At 74.8% G+C, this 24,229-nt stretch carries 21 protein-coding genes and 1 pseudogene; 11 read left to right on the forward strand and 11 right to left on the reverse strand.

Annotated elements, in window-relative coordinates; genetic code table 11:
* Positions 1–37 precede the first annotated feature (37 nt).
* From C0216_RS15420 to C0216_RS34390, 3 genes are all read left to right on the forward strand, one after another.
* A complete protein-coding gene (locus C0216_RS15420) occupies positions 38–1,369 on the forward strand; it encodes a globin domain-containing protein (RefSeq protein WP_246042553.1) in 1,332 nt (443 codons plus the stop codon).
* 151 nt (positions 1,370–1,520) lie between these two features.
* Complete coding sequence (gene ctaD, locus C0216_RS15425; protein WP_246042554.1) at positions 1,521–3,257, forward strand: aa3-type cytochrome oxidase subunit I; 1,737 nt, start codon at positions 1,521–1,523, stop codon at positions 3,255–3,257.
* A 66-nt stretch (positions 3,258–3,323) separates the two neighbouring features.
* Positions 3,324–3,761, forward strand: coding sequence for a hypothetical protein (locus C0216_RS34390; protein ID WP_246042555.1), 438 nt, complete (start codon positions 3,324–3,326; stop codon positions 3,759–3,761).
* 496 nt (positions 3,762–4,257) lie between these two features.
* Here C0216_RS34390 and C0216_RS15435 read toward each other — a convergent pair whose 3' ends face one another.
* The gene (locus C0216_RS15435) at positions 4,258–4,638 is read right to left on the reverse strand and encodes a hypothetical protein (protein WP_114055851.1); all 381 of its coding nucleotides are present in this window, start codon (positions 4,636–4,638) and stop codon (positions 4,258–4,260) included.
* A 557-nt stretch (positions 4,639–5,195) separates the two neighbouring features.
* On the opposite strand from C0216_RS15435, the gene C0216_RS15440 reads away from it, so the two are divergent.
* Positions 5,196–7,580: a phosphoketolase family protein gene (locus C0216_RS15440; RefSeq protein WP_114055852.1), complete on the forward strand. Its 2,385-nt coding sequence runs from the start codon at positions 5,196–5,198 to the stop codon at positions 7,578–7,580.
* Between the two features lie 390 nt (positions 7,581–7,970).
* Here C0216_RS15440 and C0216_RS15445 read toward each other — a convergent pair whose 3' ends face one another.
* The gene (locus C0216_RS15445; protein ID WP_114055853.1) at positions 7,971–8,297 is read right to left on the reverse strand and encodes an STAS domain-containing protein; all 327 of its coding nucleotides are present in this window, start codon (positions 8,295–8,297) and stop codon (positions 7,971–7,973) included.
* A gap of 165 nt (positions 8,298–8,462) precedes the next feature.
* Entirely contained in the window at positions 8,463–9,338 is an 876-nt protein-coding gene (locus C0216_RS15450) for a universal stress protein (protein ID WP_114055854.1), read from the reverse strand.
* A 413-nt stretch (positions 9,339–9,751) separates the two neighbouring features.
* On the opposite strand from C0216_RS15450, the gene C0216_RS15455 reads away from it, so the two are divergent.
* Positions 9,752–10,165 (forward strand): SsgA family sporulation/cell division regulator, encoded by a 414-nt coding sequence (locus C0216_RS15455; RefSeq protein ID WP_114055855.1) that lies wholly within the window; start codon positions 9,752–9,754, stop codon positions 10,163–10,165.
* A 221-nt stretch (positions 10,166–10,386) separates the two neighbouring features.
* A complete protein-coding gene (locus tag C0216_RS15460; RefSeq protein WP_114055856.1) occupies positions 10,387–11,640 on the forward strand; it encodes an NAD(P)/FAD-dependent oxidoreductase in 1,254 nt (417 codons plus the stop codon).
* 37 nt (positions 11,641–11,677) lie between these two features.
* Here the strand turns inward: C0216_RS15460 and C0216_RS15465 are convergent, their stop codons facing one another.
* Positions 11,678–13,168, reverse strand: a complete 1,491-nt coding sequence (locus C0216_RS15465; protein WP_114055857.1) for a cryptochrome/photolyase family protein — start codon at positions 13,166–13,168, stop codon at positions 11,678–11,680.
* 247 nt (positions 13,169–13,415) lie between these two features.
* Here C0216_RS15465 and C0216_RS15470 point away from each other — a divergent pair, with 247 nt between their 5' ends.
* The gene (locus C0216_RS15470) at positions 13,416–13,931 is read left to right on the forward strand and encodes a GNAT family N-acetyltransferase (protein ID WP_216827086.1); all 516 of its coding nucleotides are present in this window, start codon (positions 13,416–13,418) and stop codon (positions 13,929–13,931) included.
* Between the two features lie 63 nt (positions 13,932–13,994).
* Here the strand turns inward: C0216_RS15470 and C0216_RS15475 are convergent, their stop codons facing one another.
* Positions 13,995–14,513 carry a ricin-type beta-trefoil lectin domain protein gene (locus C0216_RS15475; protein ID WP_114055859.1) on the reverse strand — a complete coding sequence of 173 codons (519 nt, stop codon included), beginning with the start codon at positions 14,511–14,513 and terminating at the stop codon, positions 13,995–13,997.
* Between the two features lie 292 nt (positions 14,514–14,805).
* Between C0216_RS15475 and C0216_RS15480 the strand changes: the two genes are divergently transcribed.
* Positions 14,806–15,693 (forward strand): RICIN domain-containing protein, encoded by an 888-nt coding sequence (locus C0216_RS15480; protein WP_114055860.1) that lies wholly within the window; start codon positions 14,806–14,808, stop codon positions 15,691–15,693.
* A gap of 37 nt (positions 15,694–15,730) precedes the next feature.
* Here C0216_RS15480 and C0216_RS15485 read toward each other — a convergent pair whose 3' ends face one another.
* On the reverse strand, positions 15,731–16,696 hold the full coding sequence (locus C0216_RS15485; protein ID WP_246042556.1) for a DUF4185 domain-containing protein: 966 nt from the start codon (positions 16,694–16,696) through the stop codon (positions 15,731–15,733).
* Positions 16,697–17,071: 375 nt separating this feature from the next.
* On the opposite strand from C0216_RS15485, the gene C0216_RS15490 reads away from it, so the two are divergent.
* Positions 17,072–17,959: a DUF4436 family protein gene (locus C0216_RS15490; RefSeq protein WP_114055862.1), complete on the forward strand. Its 888-nt coding sequence runs from the start codon at positions 17,072–17,074 to the stop codon at positions 17,957–17,959.
* Positions 17,960–18,037: 78 nt separating this feature from the next.
* On the opposite strand, the gene C0216_RS15495 is transcribed toward C0216_RS15490, so the two are convergent.
* The 4 genes and pseudogenes from C0216_RS15495 to C0216_RS15505 form a co-directional block, all read right to left on the reverse strand.
* Positions 18,038–18,394, reverse strand: coding sequence for a hypothetical protein (locus C0216_RS15495; RefSeq protein WP_114055863.1), 357 nt, complete (start codon positions 18,392–18,394; stop codon positions 18,038–18,040).
* Between the two features lie 169 nt (positions 18,395–18,563).
* Positions 18,564–18,926 (reverse strand): WD40 repeat domain-containing protein, encoded by a 363-nt coding sequence (locus tag C0216_RS15500; protein ID WP_114055864.1) that lies wholly within the window; start codon positions 18,924–18,926, stop codon positions 18,564–18,566.
* Positions 18,927–19,104: 178 nt separating this feature from the next.
* Positions 19,105–19,197: pseudogene (locus tag C0216_RS35350) on the reverse strand (hypothetical protein); the annotation flags it as partial.
* Entirely contained in the window at positions 19,155–20,591 is a 1,437-nt protein-coding gene (locus tag C0216_RS15505) for a hypothetical protein (RefSeq protein WP_162793216.1), read from the reverse strand. The pseudogene C0216_RS35350 and the gene C0216_RS15505, both read right to left, overlap by 43 nt.
* A 569-nt stretch (positions 20,592–21,160) precedes the next feature.
* Here C0216_RS15505 and C0216_RS15510 point away from each other — a divergent pair.
* The gene (locus C0216_RS15510; protein WP_114058689.1) at positions 21,161–22,372 is read left to right on the forward strand and encodes a serine hydrolase domain-containing protein; all 1,212 of its coding nucleotides are present in this window, start codon (positions 21,161–21,163) and stop codon (positions 22,370–22,372) included.
* A gap of 349 nt (positions 22,373–22,721) precedes the next feature.
* On the forward strand, positions 22,722–23,717 hold the full coding sequence (locus C0216_RS15515; RefSeq protein ID WP_162793217.1) for a DPP IV N-terminal domain-containing protein: 996 nt from the start codon (positions 22,722–22,724) through the stop codon (positions 23,715–23,717).
* Between the two features lie 119 nt (positions 23,718–23,836).
* On the opposite strand, the gene C0216_RS33485 is transcribed toward C0216_RS15515, so the two are convergent.
* Positions 23,837–24,088, reverse strand: coding sequence for a hypothetical protein (locus C0216_RS33485; RefSeq protein WP_162793218.1), 252 nt, complete (start codon positions 24,086–24,088; stop codon positions 23,837–23,839).
* Positions 24,089–24,229: the final 141 nt, after the last annotated feature.

Genomic DNA, 24,229 nt, shown 5'->3' on the forward strand with positions numbered 1-24,229 from the left:
GACAGGGAGGCAGGCACAAGCGGAAGAAGCACACCACGTGAACCAGTACGACACCTACCACGCGCTCCTGGCGCGGCAGGACGCGATGCGGCTGCGCCGGCAGATCACGGCCCCGGCCCCGGCCCCCGCCCGGCGGCCGCCCGCGAACGGCCCGCATCCGGACGCCTACGACGGCGCCGCGGACCAGCGGCTCATCACCGCGAACCTGCCGCTCGCCGGCCCCTCGCCGGAGCTCATCGACCGCCTCTACGACGCCATGTTCGAGCACCACCCCTACCTGCGCGGCCTGTTCCCCGAGTCGATGGCCTTCCAGCGGGCCCACCTGGAGCAGGCGCTGCGCCACCTCATCGACCACCTGGACCGGCCGGACGAGCTCCGCGCCTTCTGCACCCGGCTCGGCCGCGACCACCGCAAGCTGGGCGTGCGCCCGGTGCACTACGAGGTCTTCGAGGCGTCCCTCGCGGAAGCCCTGCGCGGGTGCGCGGGCGCGGCCTGGAGCCGGGACCTGGAGCAGGCCTGGCTGCGGATGCTGCGGTTCGCGGTCGCGGCCATGGTCGCCGGGGCAGAGGAGGCGCTGGCCGAACCGCCGTACTGGAACGCGGTGGTGACCGGGCACCGGCTCTGCGGACCGGGCCTCGCCGTGGTCCACGCGCGCACCGCCGAGCCGTACGCCTACCGTGCCGGGCAGTACGCCCACCTCCAGACGCCGCTCCTGCCGCACGCCTGGCGGCCCTGTTCCTTCGCCTGCGCCCCGCGTGCCGACGGCGAACTGGAATTCCACATCCGCAGCAGCGGCACCGACGACGTCCTGGAGGCGCTCGTCGCGCACACCGGCGTCGGCGACCCGCTGCGGATCGGTCCCGCGCAGGGCGCCATGACCGTGGACGGCGCCCCGGACCGGGACGTCCTCATCGTCGCGGCGGGCACCGGCTGGGCCGCCGCGAAGGCCCTCCTGGAGGAGCTGGAGTGCGGGCCGCGCCCGCCGCGCACCCACCTGTTCCTCGGGGCCGGCACGCCCGGCGACCTGTACGACACGCCCGCCCTCGCCGCGCTGGAGGACCGCTGCCCGTGGCTGCGGGTGGTCCCGGTCCTCGGCCAGGCCGACGGTGGCCGCCACGGGCTCGCGGAGGCGGTGGCCCGCGGCGGCGACTGGTCCGCGCACCTCGCCTACGTCAGCGGCCCGCCCGCCGCGGTGTCCGCCGCGGTGCGGCAGCTGTCCGCCCTCGGTGTGCCCGCAGACCGGATCCGCCACGACCCGGTCACCGGTGCGGATTCCGGCCGCGACACCCCCCGGCCCCACCTGCATCCGCACGACCGGCCCGCGCCGGGCCTCGCCGTACGGCATGCGGAGAGGGCTGGACGGCCCTGACGGCGCGGGGGAGGGAGGGACTGTTCGGCCCTGCCGGGCACCCTCCCGCGCCGCCGATCATGGAGCGGCGCCGGGGGTGCCGATCCCCTTTTATGCGGCATCTCCCGGTTCGCCAAGGCCACAGCTACAGGGAGGGCAGCGTCCGGTGGACGTGACAGGGACGAATCACACGGCGAGTACGAAGCCGCAGCCGGAGCGGCAGGCGCCGGACCCGCGGACGGGCCCGGAGAGCGGGCCGGGCGGCCCGGGCCCGGGCCGCCCGGGCGGTGGCGGAACGACACGCCGCGCCGACTGGGTCGACTGGCTGACGACCACCGACCACAAGCGGATCGGCACCATGTACCTGGTGAGTGCCTTCGCGTTCTTCATCGTCGGCGGCGTCATGGCCCTGATGATGCGGGCCGAACTGGCCCGGCCGGGTACGCAGATCATGTCGAACGAGCAGTTCAACCAGGCGTTCACCATGCACGGCTCGGTCATGCTGCTGATGTTCGCGATGCCCCTGTTCACCGGCTTCGCCAACTGGATCATGCCGCTGCAGATCGGCGCCCCGGACGTGGCGTTCCCCCGGCTGAACATGCTCTCCTTCTGGCTCTTCCTCTTCGGCTCGCTCATCGCCGCCTTCGGCTTCCTCACCCCGGGCGGCGCCGCCGACTTCGGCTGGTTCCTCTACGCGCCCCTGTCGGACGCGGTGCACTCGCCGGGCCTCGGCGCCGACATGTGGATCATGGGTGTGGCCCTGTCCGGCTTCGGCTCCATCGCCGGCGCCGTCAACTTCATCACCACGATCCTGTGCATGCGCGCCCCGGGCATGACGATGTTCCGGATGCCGATCTTCACCTGGAACGTGCTGCTCACGGCGCTCCTGGTGCTGATGGTGTTCCCGGTGCTCGCCGCCGCCCTGTTCGCCCTCGAATGCGACCGCAAGTTCGGCAGCCACGTCTTCGACGCCGCCAACGGCGGTGCCCTGCTGTGGCAGCACCTGTTCTGGTTCTTCGGCCACCCCGAGGTCTACATCCTGGCCCTGCCGTTCTTCGGAATCGTCAGCGAGGTCATCCCGGTCTTCTCGCGGAAGCCGATGTTCGGCTACATCGGCCTGATCGCCGCGACGATCGCCATCGCCGGGCTGTCCGTGACCGTCTGGGCGCACCACATGTACGTCACCGGCGGCGTGCTGCTCCCGTTCTTCTCCTTCATGACCTTCCTGATCGCGGTGCCCACCGGGGTCAAGTTCTTCAACTGGATCGGCACCATGTGGAAGGGCTCGCTGTCCTTCGAGACGCCGATGCTGTGGACGGTCGGGTTCCTGATCACCTTCGTCTTCGGCGGGCTGACCGGCGTCATCCTGGCCTCGCCCCCGATGGACTTCCACCTCTCCGACTCGTACTTCGTCGTCGCGCACTTCCACTACACCGTCTTCGGCACCGTCGTGTACGCCATGTTCGCCGGCTTCCACTTCTGGTGGCCCAAGTTCACGGGCAGGATGCTCGACGAACGCCTCGGGAAGACCACCTTCTGGACGCTCACCGCCGGCTTCCACCTGACCTTCCTGGTCCAGCACTGGCTGGGGGCCGAGGGCATGCCGCGCCGCTACGCCGACTACCTCGCCGCCGACGGCTTCACCGCCCTCAACACCCTCTCCACCGCAGGATCGTTCCTGCTGGGGCTGTCGCTCCTGCCGTTCTTCTACAACGTGTGGAAGACCGCCAAGTACGGCCAGAAGATCGACACCGACGACCCGTGGGGCTACGGCCGCTCCCTCGAATGGGCGACCTCCTGCCCGCCGCCGCGGCACAACTTCACCTCCCTGCCCCGCATCCGCTCCGAATCCCCGGCGTTCGACCTCCACCACCCGGAGGTCGCCGCACTCGAAGCAACCCGCCACTGACACGGATCCGGCCCGGCCGCCCGCGGCAGCCGGGCCGGCCGGCCCGCGTACCCCTGGGAGGTGCCCATGTCCCATCCGCTTCCGGCACTCGCCGCCGCGGTCCTCTGCGCGTCCGGCTGCGCCTGGTACGTCCCCGCCTTCGCGGACGTGCGCGCAGGCGCCGACCGCCCCGCATCCCGCCGGGCGGCAGCCCTGGCCTGCCTGACCGGCTGGGGCACCGCAGCGCTCGCCGTCCCCCTGCTCCTGACGCCCGCCCCCTGGGCGGTCCTCGCCGTTCTGGCGGGAACCGGAGCCGGGGCCTCGGCAGCGCTGCTGATCCACGGCAGGATCCGGCACGGCGCCGAGCAGCGGGAGGCGGCCCGCCGCTGGGCCGACCTGGGCTGCGTACAGGCCTCCGCCGCCACGCCCCGCCGGCCCGCCCGCGCACGGGTCGCCTGGGCCCTGGCCGCGGCCACCGCCGCCCCGGCCGCGGCGGCCGCGCTCCTCCTGGCCGGCGGTCGCTGACCGGTTCCACGGCGCCGGGGGCGCCCGTACGGAAACGGGCGCCGGGCCCGATCGCGGTGAGGCGGGGCCGCGTGTGACGGTGGTGTCGACCCCGCACCACCGGTCCCCGGAAGGAGGAGTCACGACCCGGCACGACACCGGCCCCCTCACGGCCGGGCCGCGCGGACACAGCACGGACAACCCCGCCTCGCCTCCGTCCCCGGACCGGGGCCCGTTCCAGCCGGGCCCGCACCGCCGGGGGCGCCGACCGAGGACATCCCCACCCCCTTCGGCCCTCCCGGCAGAAGCAGACCGACAGGCAGCCCGCGGCCCGGGGGGCAGGGAGCCGGGCCGTTCACCCTGGAGATCAGCTTCCGGCCTGCGGCCCCCCGCTCCGGCGGGAAACGACGGCTCGCATCGTTGAGGGACCGACCGGTATGGATATCGAACCCGGGAAGGACACCACCGCCACGGGGAACCCTGCCGGGGCCGTGCCCCCGCCGAGGACCACCGCCCGCTACGGCCGGTCCCAGCCGGGGGGAGGCCCGCTCGGCATGGTGAAGAGCTCGTAGGCCCCCCAGGCCAGGAACGCGACGACGAGGGCAAGGAAGAGACAGGCCAGGATCAGGACGGCCCTGGGGGTGCCCTTGGCCCTGACCTCGGCGCCGGTGGTGCGGTTCTCCACCCGGTCGGCGCGGAACGTGCCCGCGCGCATCCGGCCGACGGCCCGCACCCAGTCGCCCTCGTTCAAGGCGCCCGCAAAGGTGTGCCCGCGCATCTCGACCGGTACGAGGAACTCGCGGCGCCCCGATGCGTCGACGCGCTCGATCCGGAACGTCCAGACGGACTCGTACGAGTCCCGCCCCTGCTGCTCGGTGCGGACCTGGAGGCCCCGCACATGCCCTTCCGGAGCATCCCCGGGGCGGCCGGGGGGCTCCTGCGGGTGCCCACCGCCGAGGGGCCCGCCGCAGTGGGGGCAGAAGCGGGACGCCACGGGGGCCGCGGCCCCGCACCGCCCGCACCGTCCCGCGGACTCGGCCCTGTACTCGCCCATGACTGCCGCCCGTCGGTGCGCCCCCCAGACGATGTGCCGGTTCACCTCCCATCCTAGGAAGGAGCCGCGGAGCCCGCGCGTCCCCGGCAAGCGCTCGGGCAGGACGCACACGCCGGCGGCGGTACTCCGCGGCCGCAGCGGGCACCCGCGACACCGGGACCGAAGCCCCCGGGGCGCCGTACCGCGCGAGGCCGGCCCCGCCCGGCAGCCGCCGCAGGCCCCGTGCGGCGGCGAGACCCGCGGCCCGCCCGCGGTGGCCCATCCGGCCCTTATCGCCGGCCCCGTGCCCGTGCCACCGTGCCGTACGGAGTCCCGTCCGGTACGACAGCGCAAGGGCCGTGCCCGCCCCGAACCCGCAGAACGCCCCGCCGGCCCCGGCAAGCCACGACGATGGAGGAAGCATGCGCAGCGACCAGCGCCCGCAGAACGCCCCGCTCGACGACGACGAGCTCAGCGCCCTCGACGCCCACTGGCGCGCGGCCAACTACCTTTCGGCCGGCCAGATCTACCTGATGGACAACCCGCTGCTGCGCAAACCCCTGGAACCGGCCCACATCAAACCGCGGCTGCTCGGCCACTGGGGCACCTCGCCCGGCCTGAACCTCGTCCACACCCACCTCAACCGGCTGATCCGCAACCGGGACCTGGACGCCCTGTGCATCTGGGGACCCGGACACGGCGGCCCCGCCGTCCTCGCCAACGCCTGGCTCGAAGGCAGCTACAGCGAGACCTATCCGAACGTCAGCCGCGACGAGGAGGGCATGTTCCGGCTCTTCCGCCAGTTCTCCTTCCCCGGCGGCGTCCCCAGCCACGTCGCGCCCGAGACCCCGGGCTCCATCCACGAGGGCGGCGAACTCGGCTACGCGCTCTCCCACGCCTACGGCGCGGCCTTCGACAACCCCGGCCTTCTCGTGGCCTGCGTGATCGGCGACGGCGAGGCCGAGACCGGCCCGCTCGCCGCCTCCTGGCACTCCAACAAGTTCCTCGACCCCGTCCACGACGGAGCGGTCCTGCCGATCCTCCACCTCAACGGCTACAAGATCGCCAACCCGACCGTCCTGGCCCGACTGCCCGAGACCGAACTCGACGAACTGCTGCGCGGATACGGCCACGAGCCCCTCCACGTCACCGGCGACGACCCCCGCCAGGTCCACCAGGCCATGGCCGCAGCCATGGACACGGCCGCCGACCGCATCCGGGGCATCCAGCAGCAGGCCCGCAGCGGCGCCGCCGACGGCCGCCCCCGCTGGCCCGTCATCGTCCTGCGCACCCCCAAGGGCTGGACCGGCCCCGCCGAGGTCGACGGCCTGCCCGTCGAAGGGACCTGGCGCGCCCACCAGGTCCCTTTGCCGGCCGTCCGCGAGGACGCCGGCCACCGCGCCCAACTGGAGTCCTGGCTCCGCTCCTACCGGCCCGAGGAGCTCTTCGACGACGACGGCAGGCCGCGCCCCCAGGTGCTCGCCTGCGTACCGGAGGGCCCGCGCAGGCTCGGCGCCACCCGGCACGCCAACGGCGGCCTCCTGGTACGGGACCTGCCCCTGCCGCCCCTGGAGCGGTTCGCCGTCCCCGTGGACCGCCCCGGCGGCACCCGCCACGAGCCGACCAGGGTGCTGGGAAACCTCCTCCAGGCCGTGATGGCCGCCACCGCCGACCGCCGCGACTTCCGCCTCGTCGGCCCCGACGAGACCGCCTCCAACCGCCTCCAGGCGGTGTACGCGGCCAGCGGCAAGGCCTGGCAGGCGCAGGTCCTGCCCGCGGACGAGGACCTCGACCGGCACGGACGGGTCATGGAGATCCTCTCCGAGCACACCTGCCAGGGCTGGCTGGAGGGCTACCTGCTGACGGGCCGCCACGGCCTGTTCTCCTGCTACGAGGCCTTCGTCCACATCGTCGACTCCATGGTCAACCAGCACATCAAATGGCTCCGGACCTCCCGCGCCCTGCCCTGGCGGGCCCCCGTCGCCTCCCTCAACTACCTGCTCACCTCGCACGTGTGGCGCCAGGACCACAACGGCTTCTCGCACCAGGACCCCGGCTTCGTCGACCACGTCCTGAACAAGAGCCCCGAGGTCGTCCGCGTCTACCTGCCCCCGGACGCCAACACCCTCCTGTCGGTGGCCGACCACGTCCTGCGCAGCCGCGACCAGGTCAACGTGGTCGTGGCCGGCAAGCAGCCCTGCTTCGACTGGCTCTCCCTCGACGAGGCCCGCGCCCACTGCGCCCGCGGCGCCGGCGTGTGGGAGTGGGCGGGCACCGAGGACGGCACGCGCGAACCCGACGTGGTCCTCGCCTGCGCCGGCGACGTCCCCACCCAGGAGGTCCTCGCGGCGGCCGACCTGCTGCGCCGGCACCTGCCGCACGTCGCGGTGCGCGTCGTGAACGTGGTCGACATGACCCGCCTCATGCCCCGCGAGGACCACCCGCACGGCATGACCGACCTCGAGTACGACGCCCTCTTCACCCCCGGCCGGCCTGTCGTCTTCGCCTACCACGGCTACCCCTGGCTCGTGCACCGGCTCGCCTACCGCCGCCACGGCCACCCGGACCTGCACGTCCGCGGCTACAAGGAAGTCGGCACCACCACGACCCCGTTCGACATGGTCGTGCGCAACGACCTCGACCGCTACCGCCTCGTCATGGACGTCATCGACCGCGTCCCCGGCCTCGCCGCCCGCGCCACGGGCGTCCGGCAGGCCATGGCCGACGCCCGCACCCGCCACCACGCCTACATCCGCGCACACGGCACCGACATGCCCGAGGTCGCGGACTGGACCTGGGACCACTGACCCGCCCCGGAGCGCCGCCCGCCGCCCCCGCCGGGCGGCGCTCCGGGCCCCGGAATCCCCGCACACGGTCCGCGCGCCCCCGGGTTCCCGCCCCGCCCCGGCAGGGGCGCCGTGCCCGACACGGACGCAACGCCCCAGCCCGCCGGCCACGGCATGGCGCCCCTCGCCGAACTCCTCGGCGACGCCGCCCGCCACGCCCGCGCGTCCCGCGTCGAGGCCGCCCTGCAGGGTCGGCCGAAAGCCCGCCGCCACGGCCTCATACGACGGCCGGCAGCGCCTGGCGGGTGTGGACCAGGCGCTGCCGGCGAGAGCGTGCAGGGCCGCCGCAGGGCCTCGGCACGCCCGGGGGCATGCGCCGGGCGCGTCCGCGAAGCCCCGGCGGCCCCGGGTTCAGGCGAAGGAGCAGGGCACGGCCAGGTCCACGCCGAGCGCGCGGATGACCCGCCCGGGGAGCCGCTGCACCCGCCGCAGGCTCAGCCGCCGTCCGCTCGCCACACAGCGCTCGTGCACCCGCAGCAGGGACTCGGCCCCCGAGCTGTCACAGAAGGTCACCCCTGCCAGGTCGAGGAGCAGCTCCCGCTCCGCCCCGTCCGCCAGGCCGGCCAGTTCCGACTCGACGCGGCCGGCGGTGTGTATGTCCAGTTCCCCGGACACGGCGACCGCCACCGTGTCCGGCCCACCCCCGACCACCGTCAGGCTGATCTCGGCCGTGGCCATGTCTGCAACCCCTCTCCCGCCCCGCCCTCCGGGGCCCCTGGTGGGCCCGGACGCGCCGGCCCGTGGAGTCCACCACGCGCCGCACGGGGCACGGCAGGGCCGGCAAGTCCCCCGGGGTGGGCCGAAGGTCCCTGCCCCCGCGGCCGGCCCCGCCCGGGCGGCTTGTCACGCGGGCGGCACGACCGCCACGGGGCAGCCCGCGTGGTGCAGGGCCGCATGGGCGACCGACCCGATACGGCTGCCCAGGGGGACGCGGCGCACCCGGCGGCCCACCACCAGCAGCTGCGCCCGGGAGGCCGCCGACAGCAGCACCTGCCCCGCGCTGCCGATCTCCACGTGCTCGGTCACCGGCACGTCGGGGTACCGCTCGCGCCACGGGGCGAGCGCCTCGGCCAGCGCCTTCCGCTCGAACGGCTCCAGCCCGCCCGCCTCGTCCGCCAGGCGCAGCGACCCCGGGCTGTAGGCGAAGACCGGCGGCAGCGTCCACGCCCGTACGGCCCGCAGCGCCGCACCGCGCGCGGCGGCGGCCTCGAACGCGAAGCCGAGCACCGCCTCGCTGTCCTCCGGGCTGCCCTGCTGGCCGACGACGACCTCCCCGCCCTCGGCCGGGCCGCCCGCCTGCGCGTCGCGTTCCCGTACGGACACGACGGGAACCGCCGCCTCGGCGATCACCTCCTGCCCGTACGAGCCGAGCAGGAACCCGAGGAGCGCACCGTGCCCCCGGGAGCCGAGGACCAGCATCTGCGCCCGCTCGCCCTCCTCCAGCAGCGCCGTGACCGCGCCCGCCGACCTCACCTCGGCCGTCACGGGAAGGTCCGGGAACCGGTCGGCGACCCGCTTCGAGGCCTCCCGCAGCACCGCGTCGGCGGCGCGGGCCTGGCTCTCCTCGTCCTGCACCACGGGCACGTCCAACGGCTGCCACAGCCAGGCGTGCACGATGCGCAGCGGCACGCCGCGCAGTGCGGCCTCGCGTGCCGCCCAGTCGGCTGCCGCCAGGCTCTCCGCGGATCCGTCGACTCCAACCGCGATGGCGCGGGTCATGGGGTGCCTCCCTACCGGTTCGGCGGGCACGGCCCGTACGGCCGCCGCCCCTTCCCTCCCAGCATCGGGCAGAGGAGCCCGTCCCCGCAGGGCCGTTCGGCCCTGCGGGGCGGGCCGTCCGGGCTCGCCGCACACCCCGTGCGCAGGTCAGCGGAGGCCGAGGAGCAGTCGGGAGAGCCACGCGGCGCGGGCGTGGCGGAGCTCCGCCTGCCCGCCGCGCGCCAACGGCATGCAGGGCAGGCTGTGATGGCCGGGAGGCGCCGCGCCTCGCGCACCTCGCCGGCGGGCATCCCCCGCGCGAGGGCGTTCCGGCGCCGTCCGGCAGCCTCACGCCGGCGCCCGGCCGCACCGTGTGGAGCCCGCACCGCCGGGCATACGCGGGCAGCGCCCGTGTCCCCTCTGGAGGTTCCCCGATGCCCACCCACTCCGCCCTGGCCGACGTCTACATGGCGGTGGCCGGCGCCGGCCGTGTGCCGTTCCTGGCCCACCTCTTCTACGACTCCGCCGACCCGTACACGGTGCAGGTGCAGTTCTTCGACCGCGGAACAGCCCTGGCCCGCTGGCACTTCGACCGCCAGATGCTCGCCGAGGGCCTCCACCGCCGCGTCGGCGAAGGCGACGTCGCCTTCCGGCCGCACGGCACCGCGGACGGCGACGAGGTCCTCATGGAGCTCCGCGACCACACGGCGCCCGGTCTGCGGACGGCGGTGGTCGGCGCGGACACGGCGACGGTCGCCGAGTTCCTGGAGCACACGTACGCCCTCGTCCCGGCCGGGACGGAGACCCTGGACCTCGACGGCCCGCTCCAGGACCTCCTGGCACGGTGAACGCCCGCCGGGCCCGGGGACGCCCCCGGACCCCTTCCGGCCTTCCGGCGGAGCAGTGCCCGCGGCGCCCCTGCCGGCCGCCCGCCCCGGGTGGGGCTGCCCCCGGGCGGCCACCCGTCCGCCACCGGGCGGCAGGCCGGCGCATCCAGGGCGGGCCGACGGGCCGAATCCATGGTGAGCGGCCGGTACGGGCCGCACCGGCAGCGAAGGGAGGTGGCACCGTGTCGGCATCCCCGGACACGGCGGACGTGCTGGTGGTGGGGGCGGGCCTCGCCGGGCTGGCCTGCGCCCGGGACCTGCTGGCGGCCGGAGTCGGCGTACGGGTGCTGGAGGCGGGCGACGCCGTCGGCGGCAGGATGCGCTCGGACCGCGTCGAAGGGTTCACGGTGGACCGCGGATTCCAGGTGTTCAACACCTCCTACCCCCAGGTCCGCCGCCGGCTCCGGCCGCAGGAGCTCGGACTGCGTCCGTTCACCCCCGGCGTCCTCGTCCACACCCCCTCCGGGCGGCTCCGCTTCGGGAATCCCGCCCGCCGCCCGCGCATGCTGCCCGACCTGCTCGCGGGCCGCCTCGCCGGCCCCCGCGACGTGGCCGCCCTCGGCCTGCTGTGCGCCCGCGACGCGCTCCTTCCCCCGGACCGGATCAAACGCCTCCCGGACACCACCACCCGCACCGCGCTCGCCGGCGCCGGAATCTCCGACGCCCTCGTCGAGGGGTTCTTCCGCCCCTTCCTGTCGGGGGTCTTCCTGGAGGACCGCCTGGAGACCTCGGCCAGGATGTTCCACCTCGTCTGGCGGAGCATGCTCCGCGGCAGCCTCTGCCTGCCCGACCGGGGCATCGGGGCGGTCCCGCAGGCCCTCGCAGCCACCCTGCCCCCGGGCTCCGTGCACCTGGAGACCCCCGTGGCGGAGCTCACCGGAGACGGCGCGCTCACCGCCGCGGGCCGGGAGGTCCCGGCCCGCGCCGTCGTCGTCGCCACCGGCCCCGGCGCACTCCCGTCCCTGCTCCCCGAAGCCGCCGTGCCCGCCTACCGGGTCGTGACCACCTACTACCACGCCGCCCCCGGCAGCCCCCTCGGCGAGCCGACGCTCCTCGTCGACACCCGCCGCCGGTTCCTCAACACCTGCGTCCTCAGCGACGTCGCGCCCCGGTACGCCCCCGCCGGGCACGCCCTCGTCGCCACCTCCGTCCTCGGCCGGGACGCGGGCGGCCGTGAGCGCAGCGTCCGGGCGGCGCTCGCCGAGGCGTACGGCGCCGCGACCGGCGGCTGGGACCTCCTTGCCGCCCGCACCGTCGAGGACGCCCTGCCCGCCATGGCGCCGCCGCAACCGCTCACCCGCACCACCCGGGTCGCCCCGGGCCGGTACGTGTGCGGCGACCACCGCGCCACCGGCTCCGTCCAGGGCGCACTGGCCTCGGGCGCGCGGGCCGCCCGCGAGGTCCTGCGCGACCTGGGCCGCCGGGACCCGCGCTGAACACCCCCTGCGGCCGCCTCCGTCGGCCGGTCGCAGGTCACGGCGGGTCGCCGCCCCGCTGCGCCTCCCCCCGCAGCAGCTCCGCCAGGTCCGCCAGCCTGTCCAGGCCGCGGACCGGCTGAGCCATCCGCGGATTGCGCTCCAGACGGGCCCGGTGCCGGTGCAGGAAGGCCCAGTAGCCCGCCGTGTACGGGCAGGCCCGCTCGCCGACCCGGTCGCCGGGCCGGTAGGCGCAACCGCCGCACAGATCGCTCATCCGGTTCACGTACGCCCCGCCGGACGTGTACGGCTTGGTCGTCATGCGCCCCCCGTCGGCGTACTGCGACATCCCGACGACGTTGGGCACCATCACCCAGTCGTACGCGTCGACGAAGCAGCGGTGGAACCAGTCCGTGACCGCCTGCGGATCCCAGCCCCGCTGCAGCGCGTAGCCGCCCAGCACCATCAGCCGGGGAATGTGGTGCGTCCAGCCGGTGTCCCTCACCTGGGCGAGCGCCGTTCCCAGGCAGCGTGCCCGCACCGCGTCCGCGTCCAGCTCCAGGAACCACCGGGGGAGCGGCTCGCGGTGCCGCAGCACGTTGCTGCGGCGGTAGTCCTCCCCGAAGTACCAGTACAGCTGCCAGACGTACTCGCGCCATCCGGCGACCTGGCGGACGAACCCCTCCACACTGCCCACCGGAGCACGCCCCGCCCGCCAGGCGTCCTCGGCGCGCTCCACGCACTCCGCCGGGTCCAGCAGGCCGAGGTTGAGCGAGGACGACAGCAGGCTGTGGCTCATCACCGGATCCCCGGCCAGCATCGCGTCCTCGTGGGGCCCGAAACCGGCGAGCCGGTGCCCGACGAAGCGGCGCAGCGCGGCCAGCGCCTCCCGCCGCGAGGCGGGGAACCGGCGCGGGCCGTCCCGGCCGACGAAGGACACGGAGCCCTCGCGCTCCCAGCGGTCGAGGTCGTGGCGCACCTCCTCGTCGATGCCGTCCTCCCGCGGCCGGTAGGGCGGCGGGGCGCCCAGGGTGCGCGCCCCCTTCGGAGGGGGCTCGCGGTTGTCGCGGTCGTGGTTCCACCGGCCGCCGGCCGGGCGGTCGCCGTCCATCAGCAGGCCGTGCGAGCGCCGCACCCAGCGGTAGAAGTCCTCCTGCCGCAGCCGCTGACCGCCGTGGCCCCCCGCCCAGGCCCGGAAGTCGTCGTGCGGGACGAGGAAGCCGCGCGCGGGCAGCACGGTCACCGAGGGCAGCGACCGCACCAGCCGCAGCGCCGCGTACGACGTCGGGTGGTGCACCGTCACCGGGCCGTCCCCGACAGCCGTGCGCAGGCCCTCCCGGTAGGTCTCCGCGCGCACGTACCGCACCCGGTCGCCCAGCTCGGCCGCCCGGTGGCGCATCGCGGACAGCACCAGGTGCGCCTTGGCCCGGTGGAACCGGCGGCGCCGGAAGACCGAGCGCGCCTCCACCATCACGACCGGAACGCCGGCTCCGGAGGCCGCGAAGTGCGGCCCGAGCTGGTCGCCGAACAGCCAGTGGGGGACCGTCATGACAGCACTCCTCGCTCCCGGGCCCGGGCGTGCGGGCCGTGCACGGCGTCCTTCGCCGCCGCGGCCCACCCCGGATGCGGCGGGACGGGCGCGATGGCCGACTCTGCCACGGGCCGGGCGCCTCACGGCCGAGGAGCGAGGGCATGTCCGGCACTCCGTACGGGCCGGGCGGCCGCCGCGGCCCCCTCAGGACCCGCCGCCCCCTCACCCCGGCATACTCGTCGTGACGTTCCGACCAGGAGGCCGCGTGCGCACCCTAGAACCCGAAGCCGTCCACACCGACCGGCTGACCCTGCTCCCCCTCCGGACCGGACACGCCGAGGAGATGGCCGCAGTCCTCTCCGACCCCGCCCTGCACGCCTTCACCGGAGGCACGCCCGAGGACGCCCGCGCGTTGCGGGCCCGCTACGCACGCTGGGTGTCCGGCTCGCCCGACCCGGGCACGACGTGGTGCAACTGGGTGGTCCGGCTCGACGAGGAGGCCGCGCTCACCGGCACCGTCCAGGCCACCGTGGCACACGACGGGCGAGGAGCAGCGGCGGAGATCGCCTGGGTCGTGGGCACGCCCTGGCAGCGGCGCGGGATCGCCACCGAGGCGGCCCGGGCACTCGTCGCCTGGCTGCACCGGCACGGGGTGCACACCGTCGTCGCCCACATCCACCCCGACCACACGGCATCCGCGGCGGTCGCCGCCGCGGCCGGCCTCGCCCCCACGGGCCAGTGGCACGAGGGCGAGGCCAGGTGGCACCTCACCCCAGGCTGACAGCACCGCCGCCCCGTGCCCCGCCCCGGGGCCGGGCCGGGGCACGGGGCGGCTGCCGGGTCGTCAGAGCCAGCTCTGCTGCGGGCTCTGGTTGCACGTCCACAGCTGGACCTTGCCCCCGTTGCGGTTCTCGCGGGTGTCCTGGTCCAGGCACTTGCCGTTGTACTTCGAGCGGATCGTGTTGTCGGGGCCGCGGTACCACTGCTGCTGCGGCTGCCCGTTGCACGTCCACAGCTGGACCGTTGCGCCGTTGTTGTTGATCGTGTTCGTGTCGGCGTCCAGGCACTTGTTGTTGTTGAAGTCCACCCTCAGCGCCCCGTTCGGCTCCAGGATCCACCGCTGGTTGGCGGCGTGGTTGCAGTCCCACACCTGGGCCCGCCCCCCGTTGTTGTTGATGGTGTTCGTGTCGGCGTCCAGGCACCGGTTGCTGATCTGGACCCGGTAGGTGCGCGCGGCGGATGCCGCGGCCGTCCGGGCGTCCTTCTCCGCGGCGCCTGCGGCTCCTTCCACCGCGGCAAGGGGGAGGAGCGTGAGCGCCACGCCGGCCGACAGGTTACGGGCCGTGCGGATGTCGAAGCGCATGGTTGACGGACCTTTCGATGGGAGACGGGCCGGCGGCGGGCATACCGGTGCCGCGCAGGAAACGCGGGGGACGGGTGCCGCGGGCTTCACCTCACGGGGTGAACCGCCGACTGGATGCTCCGAGTTTGTGGCGGTCCGGGCACCTCCCGCAACGTTGTCCCGGTTGCTTCGCCCATGTCGGGATCCCTACCCTCCTGAACTGCCGGGACGGGCCCGTCCCGGGACAGGCGCGCCGCCGCGGGGCACCCCGGGCGGGCAATTCGGCGGTCATCCACGGGGAAGCGGGGCACGCATGAGCCACCTCGACGGCCTCGACCGGCACACCGCGCCGGCCCGCCGGCTGGGGGAGGCCCTGCGGGCGCTCCAGCAGCAGTCCGGCATGACGCTCCGCGACCTGGAACGGCGGGCCCTGGTCAGCGACTCCTCCCTCTCCCGCTATTTCCGCGGGTCGACGGTGCCGCCCTGGACCGTCGTACGGGACATCTGCCGGGCCATGGACACCGACCCGGCGGACTTCCGCGCCCTGTGGGAAGCCGCCGACCGCACGCAGAACCGCCCGCAGCCCGGCCCGGCCGCCGCAGCGGAACCCGCCGCGGGCGCGGAACGGGCGGCGGTCCCGGGCCCTGCCGTGCAGGGGAGGACCGGCCCGCCGGAGCCGCGCCCCGCTCCCGACGAGGCGCCGGCCGAGCCCCCGTCCCGGCCCCCGGAGCGCCCTGAGCGGCCGCCCGCGTCCGGCCGCCGGAGGTGGACTGCGGCGGGCTTCCTGGCCGGTCTGGCCGCGGGCGTCGCCGGCACCCTCCTGCTGAATGCGGCGCCGGCCCCGGACCCGGCCCGCGTGTTCCGGAACAAGGCCGCCGAAACCTGCCTGGACGACAGCGTCGAGGGGCTGCGGAGCTGGCCCTGCAACGGCCTGCACTACCAGGAATGGGAGCTGCGCCTCGGCGGCCCCGGACCGGGCGAGCTCCGCAACCGGGCGACGGGAGCCTGCCTGGACAACAGCGGAACGGCCCCCCGCGCCCGCTCCTGCAACGGCTCCACCCACCAGGACTGGACGGTCACGAGCCGGGACGACGGCACGGTCCAGCTCCGCAACCTGGCCACCGGAACCTGCCTGGAGGCGGGCCCGGCGGCCCTGGCAGCCCGGACGTGCGACGGCTCGGACCGGCAGCGCTGGACCTGACCCGCACCTGCCCGGCTCGCTGCCCGGCCGCCGGCCCTCAGCCCGGACGCAGTCCCCGGACCCGGAACTGCATCACCCGGTACGGCCAGCCGGCCCCCGTCCGCCACTGGCTCACCGCCAGGTGCAGGTCGTCGAGGCGCGAGCCGGGGACGACGTACCCGCCGTACGGCTGGGCGACGCGCGCACCGCCCTCCTCGCCCCAGGCCGCGCCGTGGATCAGAGTCCTCCGGTACGCCGCCCCGAGGTCAGCGGTCGGCCGGTCCGCGACGAGGGCCTCGATGCGGGCCTGCGCCGCGTTGAAGCAGACCAGCAGCCAGTGCCCGTCGAGCCGCCGCAGGCACAGCTCCCCGAAACCCCCGTCCAGGACCGGCGTCGGCGGGTTGCCCCAGCCCCAGGAGCCCGCCCGGCGGCCCCACGGCACGTACGCGGCCGGATCGGCCAGCGCGTCCGCCGCCACTCGGTGCAGCAGCAGCGGCCCGTTCCGCCCGTACCCCGTGGAGTATGCGTAGACGTGGCCGTCGTCCGCGAGTGCCCACGTCAGCAGTTGGAACAGCCCGCCGTGGGCGTCGCCCGGGAAGCGGGCCCCGGTGTGCCGCCAGGTCGTGCCCGCGTCGTCCGACCGCCAGATCTCGGTCCACAGCACGTTCCCCCACCCGCGGTGCACGCTGACGTGCAGGTACAGGCTGCGCCCCAGCAGGATCGCGTCGGACGGCAGCATGGTGGTGAAGAGCGGGTTGTCGTGCTCGTACGCCCACAGCTGCCGGGCGTGCTGCCCGCCGACGGCCCCGCTCCAGGCGATCCCCTCGTCGAGGCGCGAGGTGTCCGAGTACAGGCCGACGGGGGAGCGCCACCAGCCGCCGCCCACGCGGGCCTCCTCGAAGGTGTCGCCGAACACGAAGAGCATCCGGCCGTCCGGCAACCGGACCGGAATACCGAGGTCCGTGGCCTCCATGCGGAAGCGCGTCGTGATGCCCGGGCCGGTGAGATCGCGCACCTTCTCCACCCGGATCTCCCCGGATCCGTCCCGTCCGGAGCCCTCGGGCCCGGCGGGGCCCCCGGTACGCCCGGCCGGGCCGGCCCCGAGGGCCGCCGCGGCCGCCGCCCGCACAAACACCGACCGGCGCATCCCCGGCCCCCGCACCACCGCCATGCCTGTACAACCCCCGCGGCCGCCCGCACGTCACGCCCCTCCCGGGGTGCACCCGGCTCCGCGCTCGGGCAGCCCTCCCGCCCCGTCGACGCCCCGCAGTGGGACGTTCGGGTGCATCCCGAACCGCCGCGACCCGTATCGGCAGCGTCGTCCGCCACGATGGAGGACGCGCCGCGGCGCCCGGCCCCGGACGAGCCCGCACACCCCTCCCACCCCGTCGGAGACCCCATGGCAGCACCGCCGGCCCCGCACCGCCCGCGCCGCTCCGGCGCGTCGCTCCTGCCCGTCCTCCTCCCCTTCGCGCTCCTGATCGTCGCGGCGGTGGGCGTCGGCTCGTGGCTGCAGTTCAGCGAGCGGCAGGCCGGCGACACGGTGTACGCCGCCGGATCCACGGGCGCCGACCGGGTGGACGTGGAGGCCGTCGTCCAGCGCGTGGACGCCGTGGCCAGGGAGCTGGTGCTGCGCGTCTGGGTGACCCCGCGCGGGACGCTCGGCGAGGCGGAGGGAACCGCCCCCGCGGACGACCTCGGCCTCCAGACCTCCGGGGCGACGATCGGCGACCTGGAGTTCGAGGCGCACGAGCGGATCGAGAGCAAGGACATGCAGGTCGCGCTCACCGGCGGGTCGGTCGGCGACTACCCGTTCGACAGCTACCGCACCGGCATCGCCTTCCGGGCGCAGCTGGGCGGCAAGCAGGTGCCGGTGCGCCTGCTCGTCGCCGACAACGACACGCTCTTCTCGATGACCGCGCGCCCGGCGCCCTCCGGACAGGAGGGGGCCGCGATGGTGCTGACGCTGTCCCGCTCCGGCAGCCTGCTGGTCTTCGCGGTCTTCATGATGGCCGTGATGTGGGCCCTGGCGGGGTCCGTGCTCCTCGGCGCCTGGTACCTGACGACCCGCAACAAGGGCCTCGTGTGGCCGGCGCTCGCCTGGATGGCCGCCACCCTGTTCGCGCTGGCCGCGTTCCGCAACACCGCCCCCGGCACCCCGCCGATCGGCTGCGTGCTGGACTGGTTCGCGTTCCTGTGGGCCGAGACCGTCATCGCCCTCTGCCTGGTCACCGTGGTCGTCACCGGCGTCCGCACCGCCCTCCGCGACGACACCCTGCCCGGGTAGGCCACGGGTAGGCCCGCAGGGGCCGCTCCGGCCGTCCCGAAGCGGCCCCCGCGGCCGTATGCGGCCCGCGCCCGCCGGTCAGCAGTGCGGCACGGACGTCTGGGCGGCGACCAGCGACGAGTGCACGTACCCGGTGCCCACCGGGCTGGCGACCCGGAACCAGCGGTTCGAGGCGTAGTTCGAGCTCGGCGGGTACACCCACTGGCTGTCCAGCCGGCACTTCATGCTGACCCCGGTGCCGTTGCCGAGGTAGCCGTACGAGCCGCAGCCGGTGTTGGCGCAGGAGCGGACGTTCGCCCCGCCGCTGTTGGACCAGATGTAGCTGACGGCGGCCTCCGCCGCGCCGCCGCCGGCGAGGACGCCGGTCAGGGCCAGGCCCGCGGCGGCCGCCGCGAGCGCCGTCCGGTTCCGCAGGCTGTCGGTGAAGCGTCGCATGGTGGTTCTCCTTCGCGTCGTGGAGGTCGGAACCGCCGCCCGGGCCCTGTCGGGCGACCCGGCGGCGCCCCACCAGCAAGCCCGGCCGGACCCGCCCGGCGGAAGGGCTCCGCCGCAGGCCGGACGGGTCCGGACGCCGCTCCGTACAACCCCGTACAGCCCCCGGGCGTCAGGGGCAGGGCGGCGCGTACGGCAGCCCGGGCAGCAGCGACGCCCACTCGGCCCGGGTGATCGGCGAGCCGGCCCGCTCGCAGACGTGCCGGGCGGCGTCCTCCGCGCCCGTGCTCCACACCACGGCCGCCGGGGCCGAGCCGCCGGCCGCCAGCGAGCGCCCATCCGGGCTGTACGCGACGGCGTACCCCTTGCCGCCGAGGCCGTTCAGGACGGCCCGCGCCTGCGGTGGCCGCGCCCCGGCGCGCCCGGTGCCGGAGGTGTCCCACAGCCAGACGGTGCTGTCGGTGCTCGCCGCGGCCAGGGTCGCGCCGTCCGGGGCGAACGCGAGCGCGTACACGTAGCTGCCGGGACCGGTCAGCGGCGGACCGGCCCGCGGCCAGGAACTCTTCCTCCACGCCGGTCAGTTCCCGCGCGTGGCCGCCCTGCTCGGCCCACCGGGCGGCCAGCGCCAGCCGGGTACCGCGGTACAGCAGCGAGGGCTCCCGCTCCGCCGACCACCAGCGCTCCGCGTCACGCGCCAGGTCCTGCCACACCAGGTGCCCGGCGCGGTCGGCCTCGATCCAGCCGTGCAGACGGGGCCAGGCCGTCAGGAGCGCCTCGTGCGTGATCCGGGCGCCGTCGCCGTCCAACCCGACCAGGCGCCGGTCGACGAAGCACTCCAGCACCTCGTACACCTCCTCGGCGCGCGCACCGCACCAGTCGCCGGCGGGGGAGGAGGGGCCGGGCAGCGGCAGCACCCGGCGGTGTCGGGGACCCCGTCCCCGACCGTCACCATACGCAGGAACAGGGTCCGGGCCAGGGCACGCCGGCTCTCGCTGAGCGCCGCGTACGCCTCCTCCGCGCTCGCCGAGACCGCGGCCGACATCCCGCCGCCCGCCCGGTAGTCGGCGATGGCCAGGACACTGCCGCGGCCCCGCTCCCAGGTGGACAGCAGGGCGTGCGAGAGCAGCGGCAGCCCTCCCGCACCGGAGTCCCGCAGGTCGGCGGCCAACAGGTCCGCGAAGCCCTCGTCGACGGCGAGCCCGGCCCTTGCGGCCGGCCCGTGCACCGCGCTGCGGATCTCCTCGGCGGTGAGTGCCCCGACGACGATCTGGCCGCGCTGCAGGGCCGCCGCCAGGGCGGGCTCCTGGAGGGCCTGCGCGTAGAAGTCGGCGCGCAGCGCGCCCAGGACGTGGACGCGGGGGCAGGGGAGCGCGGCCAGAAGGGCCAGGAACCGCTCCCGTTCGGCGGGCTCCCGGCAGACCGTGAAGACCTCCTCGAACTGGTCCACGGCCACCAGCACCCGGACGTCCCGGCGTTCCGCCCAGTCCCGCAGGTGCCCGGTGAGCCCGGCCGGGTCGTCGGGCACCGCGTCTGCTCCGCCCGTCACAGCGCGTACGGCCCGGACCAGTTCCGAAGCCGGAGCCCGCCCCGGGGCCGGCAGGCAGGGCACGAACCCGTGCGCGGCCCGCAGCACCGGCAGCACCCCGGCCCGCAGCAGCGACGACTTGCCCGAACCGGAGGCGCCGACCAGGAGGTGCGGGAGATCCGGCCCGTCGGCGAGGAGCCGCTCCACGACCGCGTCCCGCATCCGGTCCCGGCCGAAGAACCATTCCGCGTGGTGCTCCTCGAACCGGGCGAGCCCCCGGTACGGGACGACGCCCCGGGCCGCCCGCGGGGTGCGGGACCGGCGCAGGTCGGCCAGCCGCTCCAGCCAGCGGCCGGCATCGGCGGGATCCGTGACGCCGAGCTCCTCCAGCACCCGCCGGAACAGCGGCAGCGAACCCAGCGACGGCAGGCTCTGCCCGGCCAGCCAGCCGCCGATCGTGGTGTGCGCGCCGGGCGACTCCACCCGGGCGGCGAGCACCCGCACCGTCAGGCCGGCCTCCTCCCGCAGGCGGGTCAGTCCGGCGGCGAACTCCTCCCGCGGCGACGGCGCCGCGGCCGGAGCGTCCGGCGTCGGCGGGCCGGGCGGCGCCCATGGCCCCCCGGCTGCCGCCCGGCCCGCTTCGGGCGGGGGCAACGGCTGTGGCGAACGGTCCATCGAGCCTCCGCGGATACGGCGCCGGCGGGACACATGCGCAGGCATCCTGCATGCCCCGCCGCAGCGCCGCCCCGCCCTCTCCGCGAACCGGTCTCTTTTCCGTACACCCCGCGCGCCCCGGCGAGCGTTCCTGCGCACACCGGCCCGGAGCACCGCCCCGGGCCGTCGGCGGGGGCCGGCGACCCGGGCGTCCCTGGCCGGCAGCCGGTGCTGCAGCAGACGCGCTGTCCGTCGTCGGACGCGCATGGCCTGCTCCTCTCGGGATGAGCCCTTTCGGGTCATTTCCAGAGCGACCGCACGCGGGTGGCCGGCTGCGCGCGCGACTACGCCACGTGGGTGACCCGGGGGAGGGGGCCACCCCGCCTGGCCGAGAGAGCCTGCCCCGCCCGCCCGGCACGGCGGCGGTAGGCCCGGGCCGGATGGCGCACCTTTTGTCGATCTTGAGTAGGCTCGGCGCCCGGGGCCGGTCCACCTGCGAACCGGCCCCCTTTGACAACCAGTTGAGGAGAACCGTGCGCCTGACCATCGACCGACGCCTCACTCTCGGTGCCGCCGCACTCGCCGTCGCCATGACGGTGACCCCGGTGTCCGCCGCAGTGGCCGCCCCGCCCGCCCCCGCACGCCCGGCGGCGGCGCCCGCACCCGCCCCGGACCTGGAGGGGATCTCGCAGGCACTGCGCAACACCCTCGCCGCCGGCGCGCCGGGCGCCATGGCCCGCTACACCGGCCCCGGCGGCGTCCAGCACCGCACCGAGGGGGTCCAGGACCGGACCACGGGCGACGCCATGGATCCCGCGTCCCGCTTCCGTATCGGCAGCGTCACCAAGACGTTCTCCACCGTTGTCCTGCTCCAGCTCGCCGCGGAGGGCAAGATACGCCTGGACGACCCGGTCACCGCCCACCTGCCCGGCGTGCTGCCCGACGACCGGATCACCGTGCGCCACCTGCTCAGCCACCGCAGCGGGCTGGCGGACTACACGAACGCCATGTTCGAGCGGACCGTCCCCGGCTTCGAGTCCGTCCGCCACCGCGTCTTCACCTACCAGGAGCTCGTCGACCTCTCGCTGAGCGAGCCCCGGACGACCGAGCCCGGCGCCGCCTACCGCTACTCGAACACCAACTTCGTCGTGGTCGGCATGCTCATCGAGAAGCTGACCGGCAAGCCCGTCGCCAAGGCGTACGAGCAGCGCATTATCAAGCCCCTGAAGCTCAAGAACACCTCGTACGTCCACCCGTCGACGGCCATCAAGGGCCGCCACGCCCGCGGCTACCTGCACCCCGACGAAGAGGGCGCGCCCCTCGTCGACTCCACAGAGCAGACCGCCTCCTGGGCCCAGTCCGCCGGCGCGATGATCTCGAACGAGGCCGACCTCTCCACCTTCATGTCCGCCCTGCTCCGCGGCCGGCTGCTGCGCGCGGACATGCTGGACGCCATGCTCACCATGGCCCCGACCGACGCGACGAACACCCGCTTCTACGGCCTGGGCCTGCGCCGCTACGACCTCACGTGCGGCACCTCCGTGTACGGGCACACCGGCACCGTCCAGGGCTTCTACACCTACGCGTTCACCACCCGCGACGGCCGCCGCAGCCTCAGCGCGATGGCGAACACGTCCAACCGCGGCGCCGCGAACACCGCCCTCGGCGGCACCCTCGAAGCGGCCTTCTGCGGCAAGAAGACCACCTCGGCGGGCCCGACCGCCCGCTCGGCGGTGCCGTCCGCCGCACAGCACGACGTCACCGCCCCGCGCGCCGAAGCCGACATCCGCGAAAACCGCTGACGGCGGGCCGCGGCCGCATCACGTGGTGCTCCCCCGCAGGCGCGGGGGAGCACCACCCGCGACGTACCACACGGTGAGAAAGCGCCCGGACCCGCGCCTGCAGGTGAGCGCGACCGCCGTCGCCGAGTCCGGGCACGGCTGCGGCTCCATCACCACCGGCGGCCTCAGCAAGCCGGGACGAGTACGGCACAGAGGCCCACCCGGCTGATGCCGAGGCCGGCCGCGCGGGCGAGGGATGACGCTGTCCGAGCCGCAGCAGGCGAACTCTGCTCCGATGCGGCCATGCGGTCGGGGCGGGCGCGGCCGACAGCACCGGGGTAGCCTCGGAAGTGGCAGGCAGGACGTGGAGATGGTGACCATGAAGCCGCGGTCACGCTACCCGATGATCGGCGCGCTGGCCGTCATCATGCTCGCACCATGGGCGTCGCATTCGGCGGCGGTCACGGAGGCCTTCCCCGGGACCAACGGGAAGATCGTGTTTGTCAGTGACCGCGATGGCGACGACGAGATCTACACCATGAACGCCGGCAGGACGCGCGAGGACGTCGCATCGCTCCGGCAGCTCACCCACAACTCGGTGCCCGACCGGGACCCCGTCTTTTCATCCGACGGCAGCAAGATCGCTTTCGCGAGCCTGCGCGACGACAACTGGGACGTCTTCACCATGAATGCCGACGGCACGGAGGAGGCGAGGATAACGGAGGAAGCTTCGGGCGAGTTCCAGCCCTCCTTCGCCCCCGGCTTCTCCCGGCCCCGGCAGACCATCGTTTTCACCAGCACCCGCGACGTGTCCGCGCGAGAGCCGTTCAACCACGAGGTCTACCGGCTGGACCCGGAAAGCGCCCGCCTCGCGATGCAACTCACCTTCGATCCGGAACTGGACACGGAACCCGCCTGGTCGCCGACCGAGTGCAAAATCGCGTTCTCCAGCAAGCGAAGCAGTGGAAATCGCGACATATTCATCATGGGATGCAGCGGCCTGGACCTGCGCAGGCTCACCACGAGCCCTGCAAGCGATTCCTGGCCCGCCTTCTCCCCTGACGGAAAGAAGATCGCGTTCCAAAGCAATCGGAGCGGAAACACAGACATTTATGTGATGAACACCGACGGCACCGGGCAGGAACGCGTCACGAACGACGTGTCGGAGGAGTGGCAGCCGGCCTTCTCACCGGACGGCGCCTGGATCGTCTTCACCTCCTGGAACCGGCTGGGAAACGCCGACATCTACACCAGGCGACTGGATGGAACGGCAGAGGTGCGGATCACGAGCGGGCCGAGGGACGGGGTGCGCAACACGCAGCCCGACTGGCAGTCGGTGCCGTCCGCCGCAGGCGGGGGCGGCTGACTTCTGCGATGGGCTCATGCCGAGTGCCGGGCGGGCACGCCCGAGGTCTGTCCGTGTCCACGGCGCCCGAATCCGAGGAGCCCGAGCAGAGGCGGCACTGCTCGGGCTTCGATGGGCGGCTACTCGGGTGCGGGTTTGCCGGCCAGGGCTTTGGTGACGGTCTGGCCCGTCAGTCCTGTGGCGCGGATCAGGTCGGATTTGGGCACCCCGCACCTGTGTGCCGCCCGCATGGAGGCGTTGCGCAGCGCCACATCCGGCCGGAAGGGGTGGCGGGCCAGTCTGCCTTGCACGAGTGCGGCGAAGCGGAGCAGTATCCGGCCCTGCCAGGCGGTCAACGTGTTGCGCGGTGAGGGCGTTGCGGATGTTGCCAAGGCGTACCTTTCGCTCGACTTGTCTCCCCTTCGAAGGTGACGGCACTTCGGGCCACCCGGCAGAGCGCGACCGAGCCACTTCGGTACGACATCACAGAACGGATCCGTGAAGGAAGGCGCCTCAGGGGGCTCCCGTGCCGC

It is taken from the genome of Streptomyces globosus (assembly GCF_003325375.1).
GTDB lineage: Bacteria > Actinomycetota > Actinomycetes > Streptomycetales > Streptomycetaceae > Streptomyces > Streptomyces globosus_A.

Coding starts and splice junctions, on each gene's coding strand:
- C0216_RS34390 (WP_246042555.1), top strand. CDS start 3,324: ATGTCCCATCCGCTTCCGGCACTCGCCGCCGCGGTCCTCTGCGCGTCC.
- C0216_RS15440 (WP_114055852.1), top strand. CDS start 5,196: ATGCGCAGCGACCAGCGCCCGCAGAACGCCCCGCTCGACGACGACGAG.
- C0216_RS15445 (WP_114055853.1), bottom strand. CDS start 8,297: ATGGCCACGGCCGAGATCAGCCTGACGGTGGTCGGGGGTGGGCCGGAC.
- C0216_RS15450 (WP_114055854.1), bottom strand. CDS start 9,338: ATGACCCGCGCCATCGCGGTTGGAGTCGACGGATCCGCGGAGAGCCTG.
- C0216_RS15455 (WP_114055855.1), top strand. CDS start 9,752: ATGCCCACCCACTCCGCCCTGGCCGACGTCTACATGGCGGTGGCCGGC.
- C0216_RS15465 (WP_114055857.1), bottom strand. CDS start 13,168: ATGACGGTCCCCCACTGGCTGTTCGGCGACCAGCTCGGGCCGCACTTC.
- C0216_RS15475 (WP_114055859.1), bottom strand. CDS start 14,513: ATGCGCTTCGACATCCGCACGGCCCGTAACCTGTCGGCCGGCGTGGCG.
- C0216_RS15480 (WP_114055860.1), top strand. CDS start 14,806: ATGAGCCACCTCGACGGCCTCGACCGGCACACCGCGCCGGCCCGCCGG.
- C0216_RS15490 (WP_114055862.1), top strand. CDS start 17,072: ATGGCAGCACCGCCGGCCCCGCACCGCCCGCGCCGCTCCGGCGCGTCG.
- C0216_RS15495 (WP_114055863.1), bottom strand. CDS start 18,394: ATGCGACGCTTCACCGACAGCCTGCGGAACCGGACGGCGCTCGCGGCG.
- C0216_RS15505 (WP_162793216.1), bottom strand. CDS start 20,591: ATGGACCGTTCGCCACAGCCGTTGCCCCCGCCCGAAGCGGGCCGGGCG.
- C0216_RS15510 (WP_114058689.1), top strand. CDS start 21,161: ATGACGGTGACCCCGGTGTCCGCCGCAGTGGCCGCCCCGCCCGCCCCC.
- C0216_RS15515 (WP_162793217.1), top strand. CDS start 22,722: ATGGTGACCATGAAGCCGCGGTCACGCTACCCGATGATCGGCGCGCTG.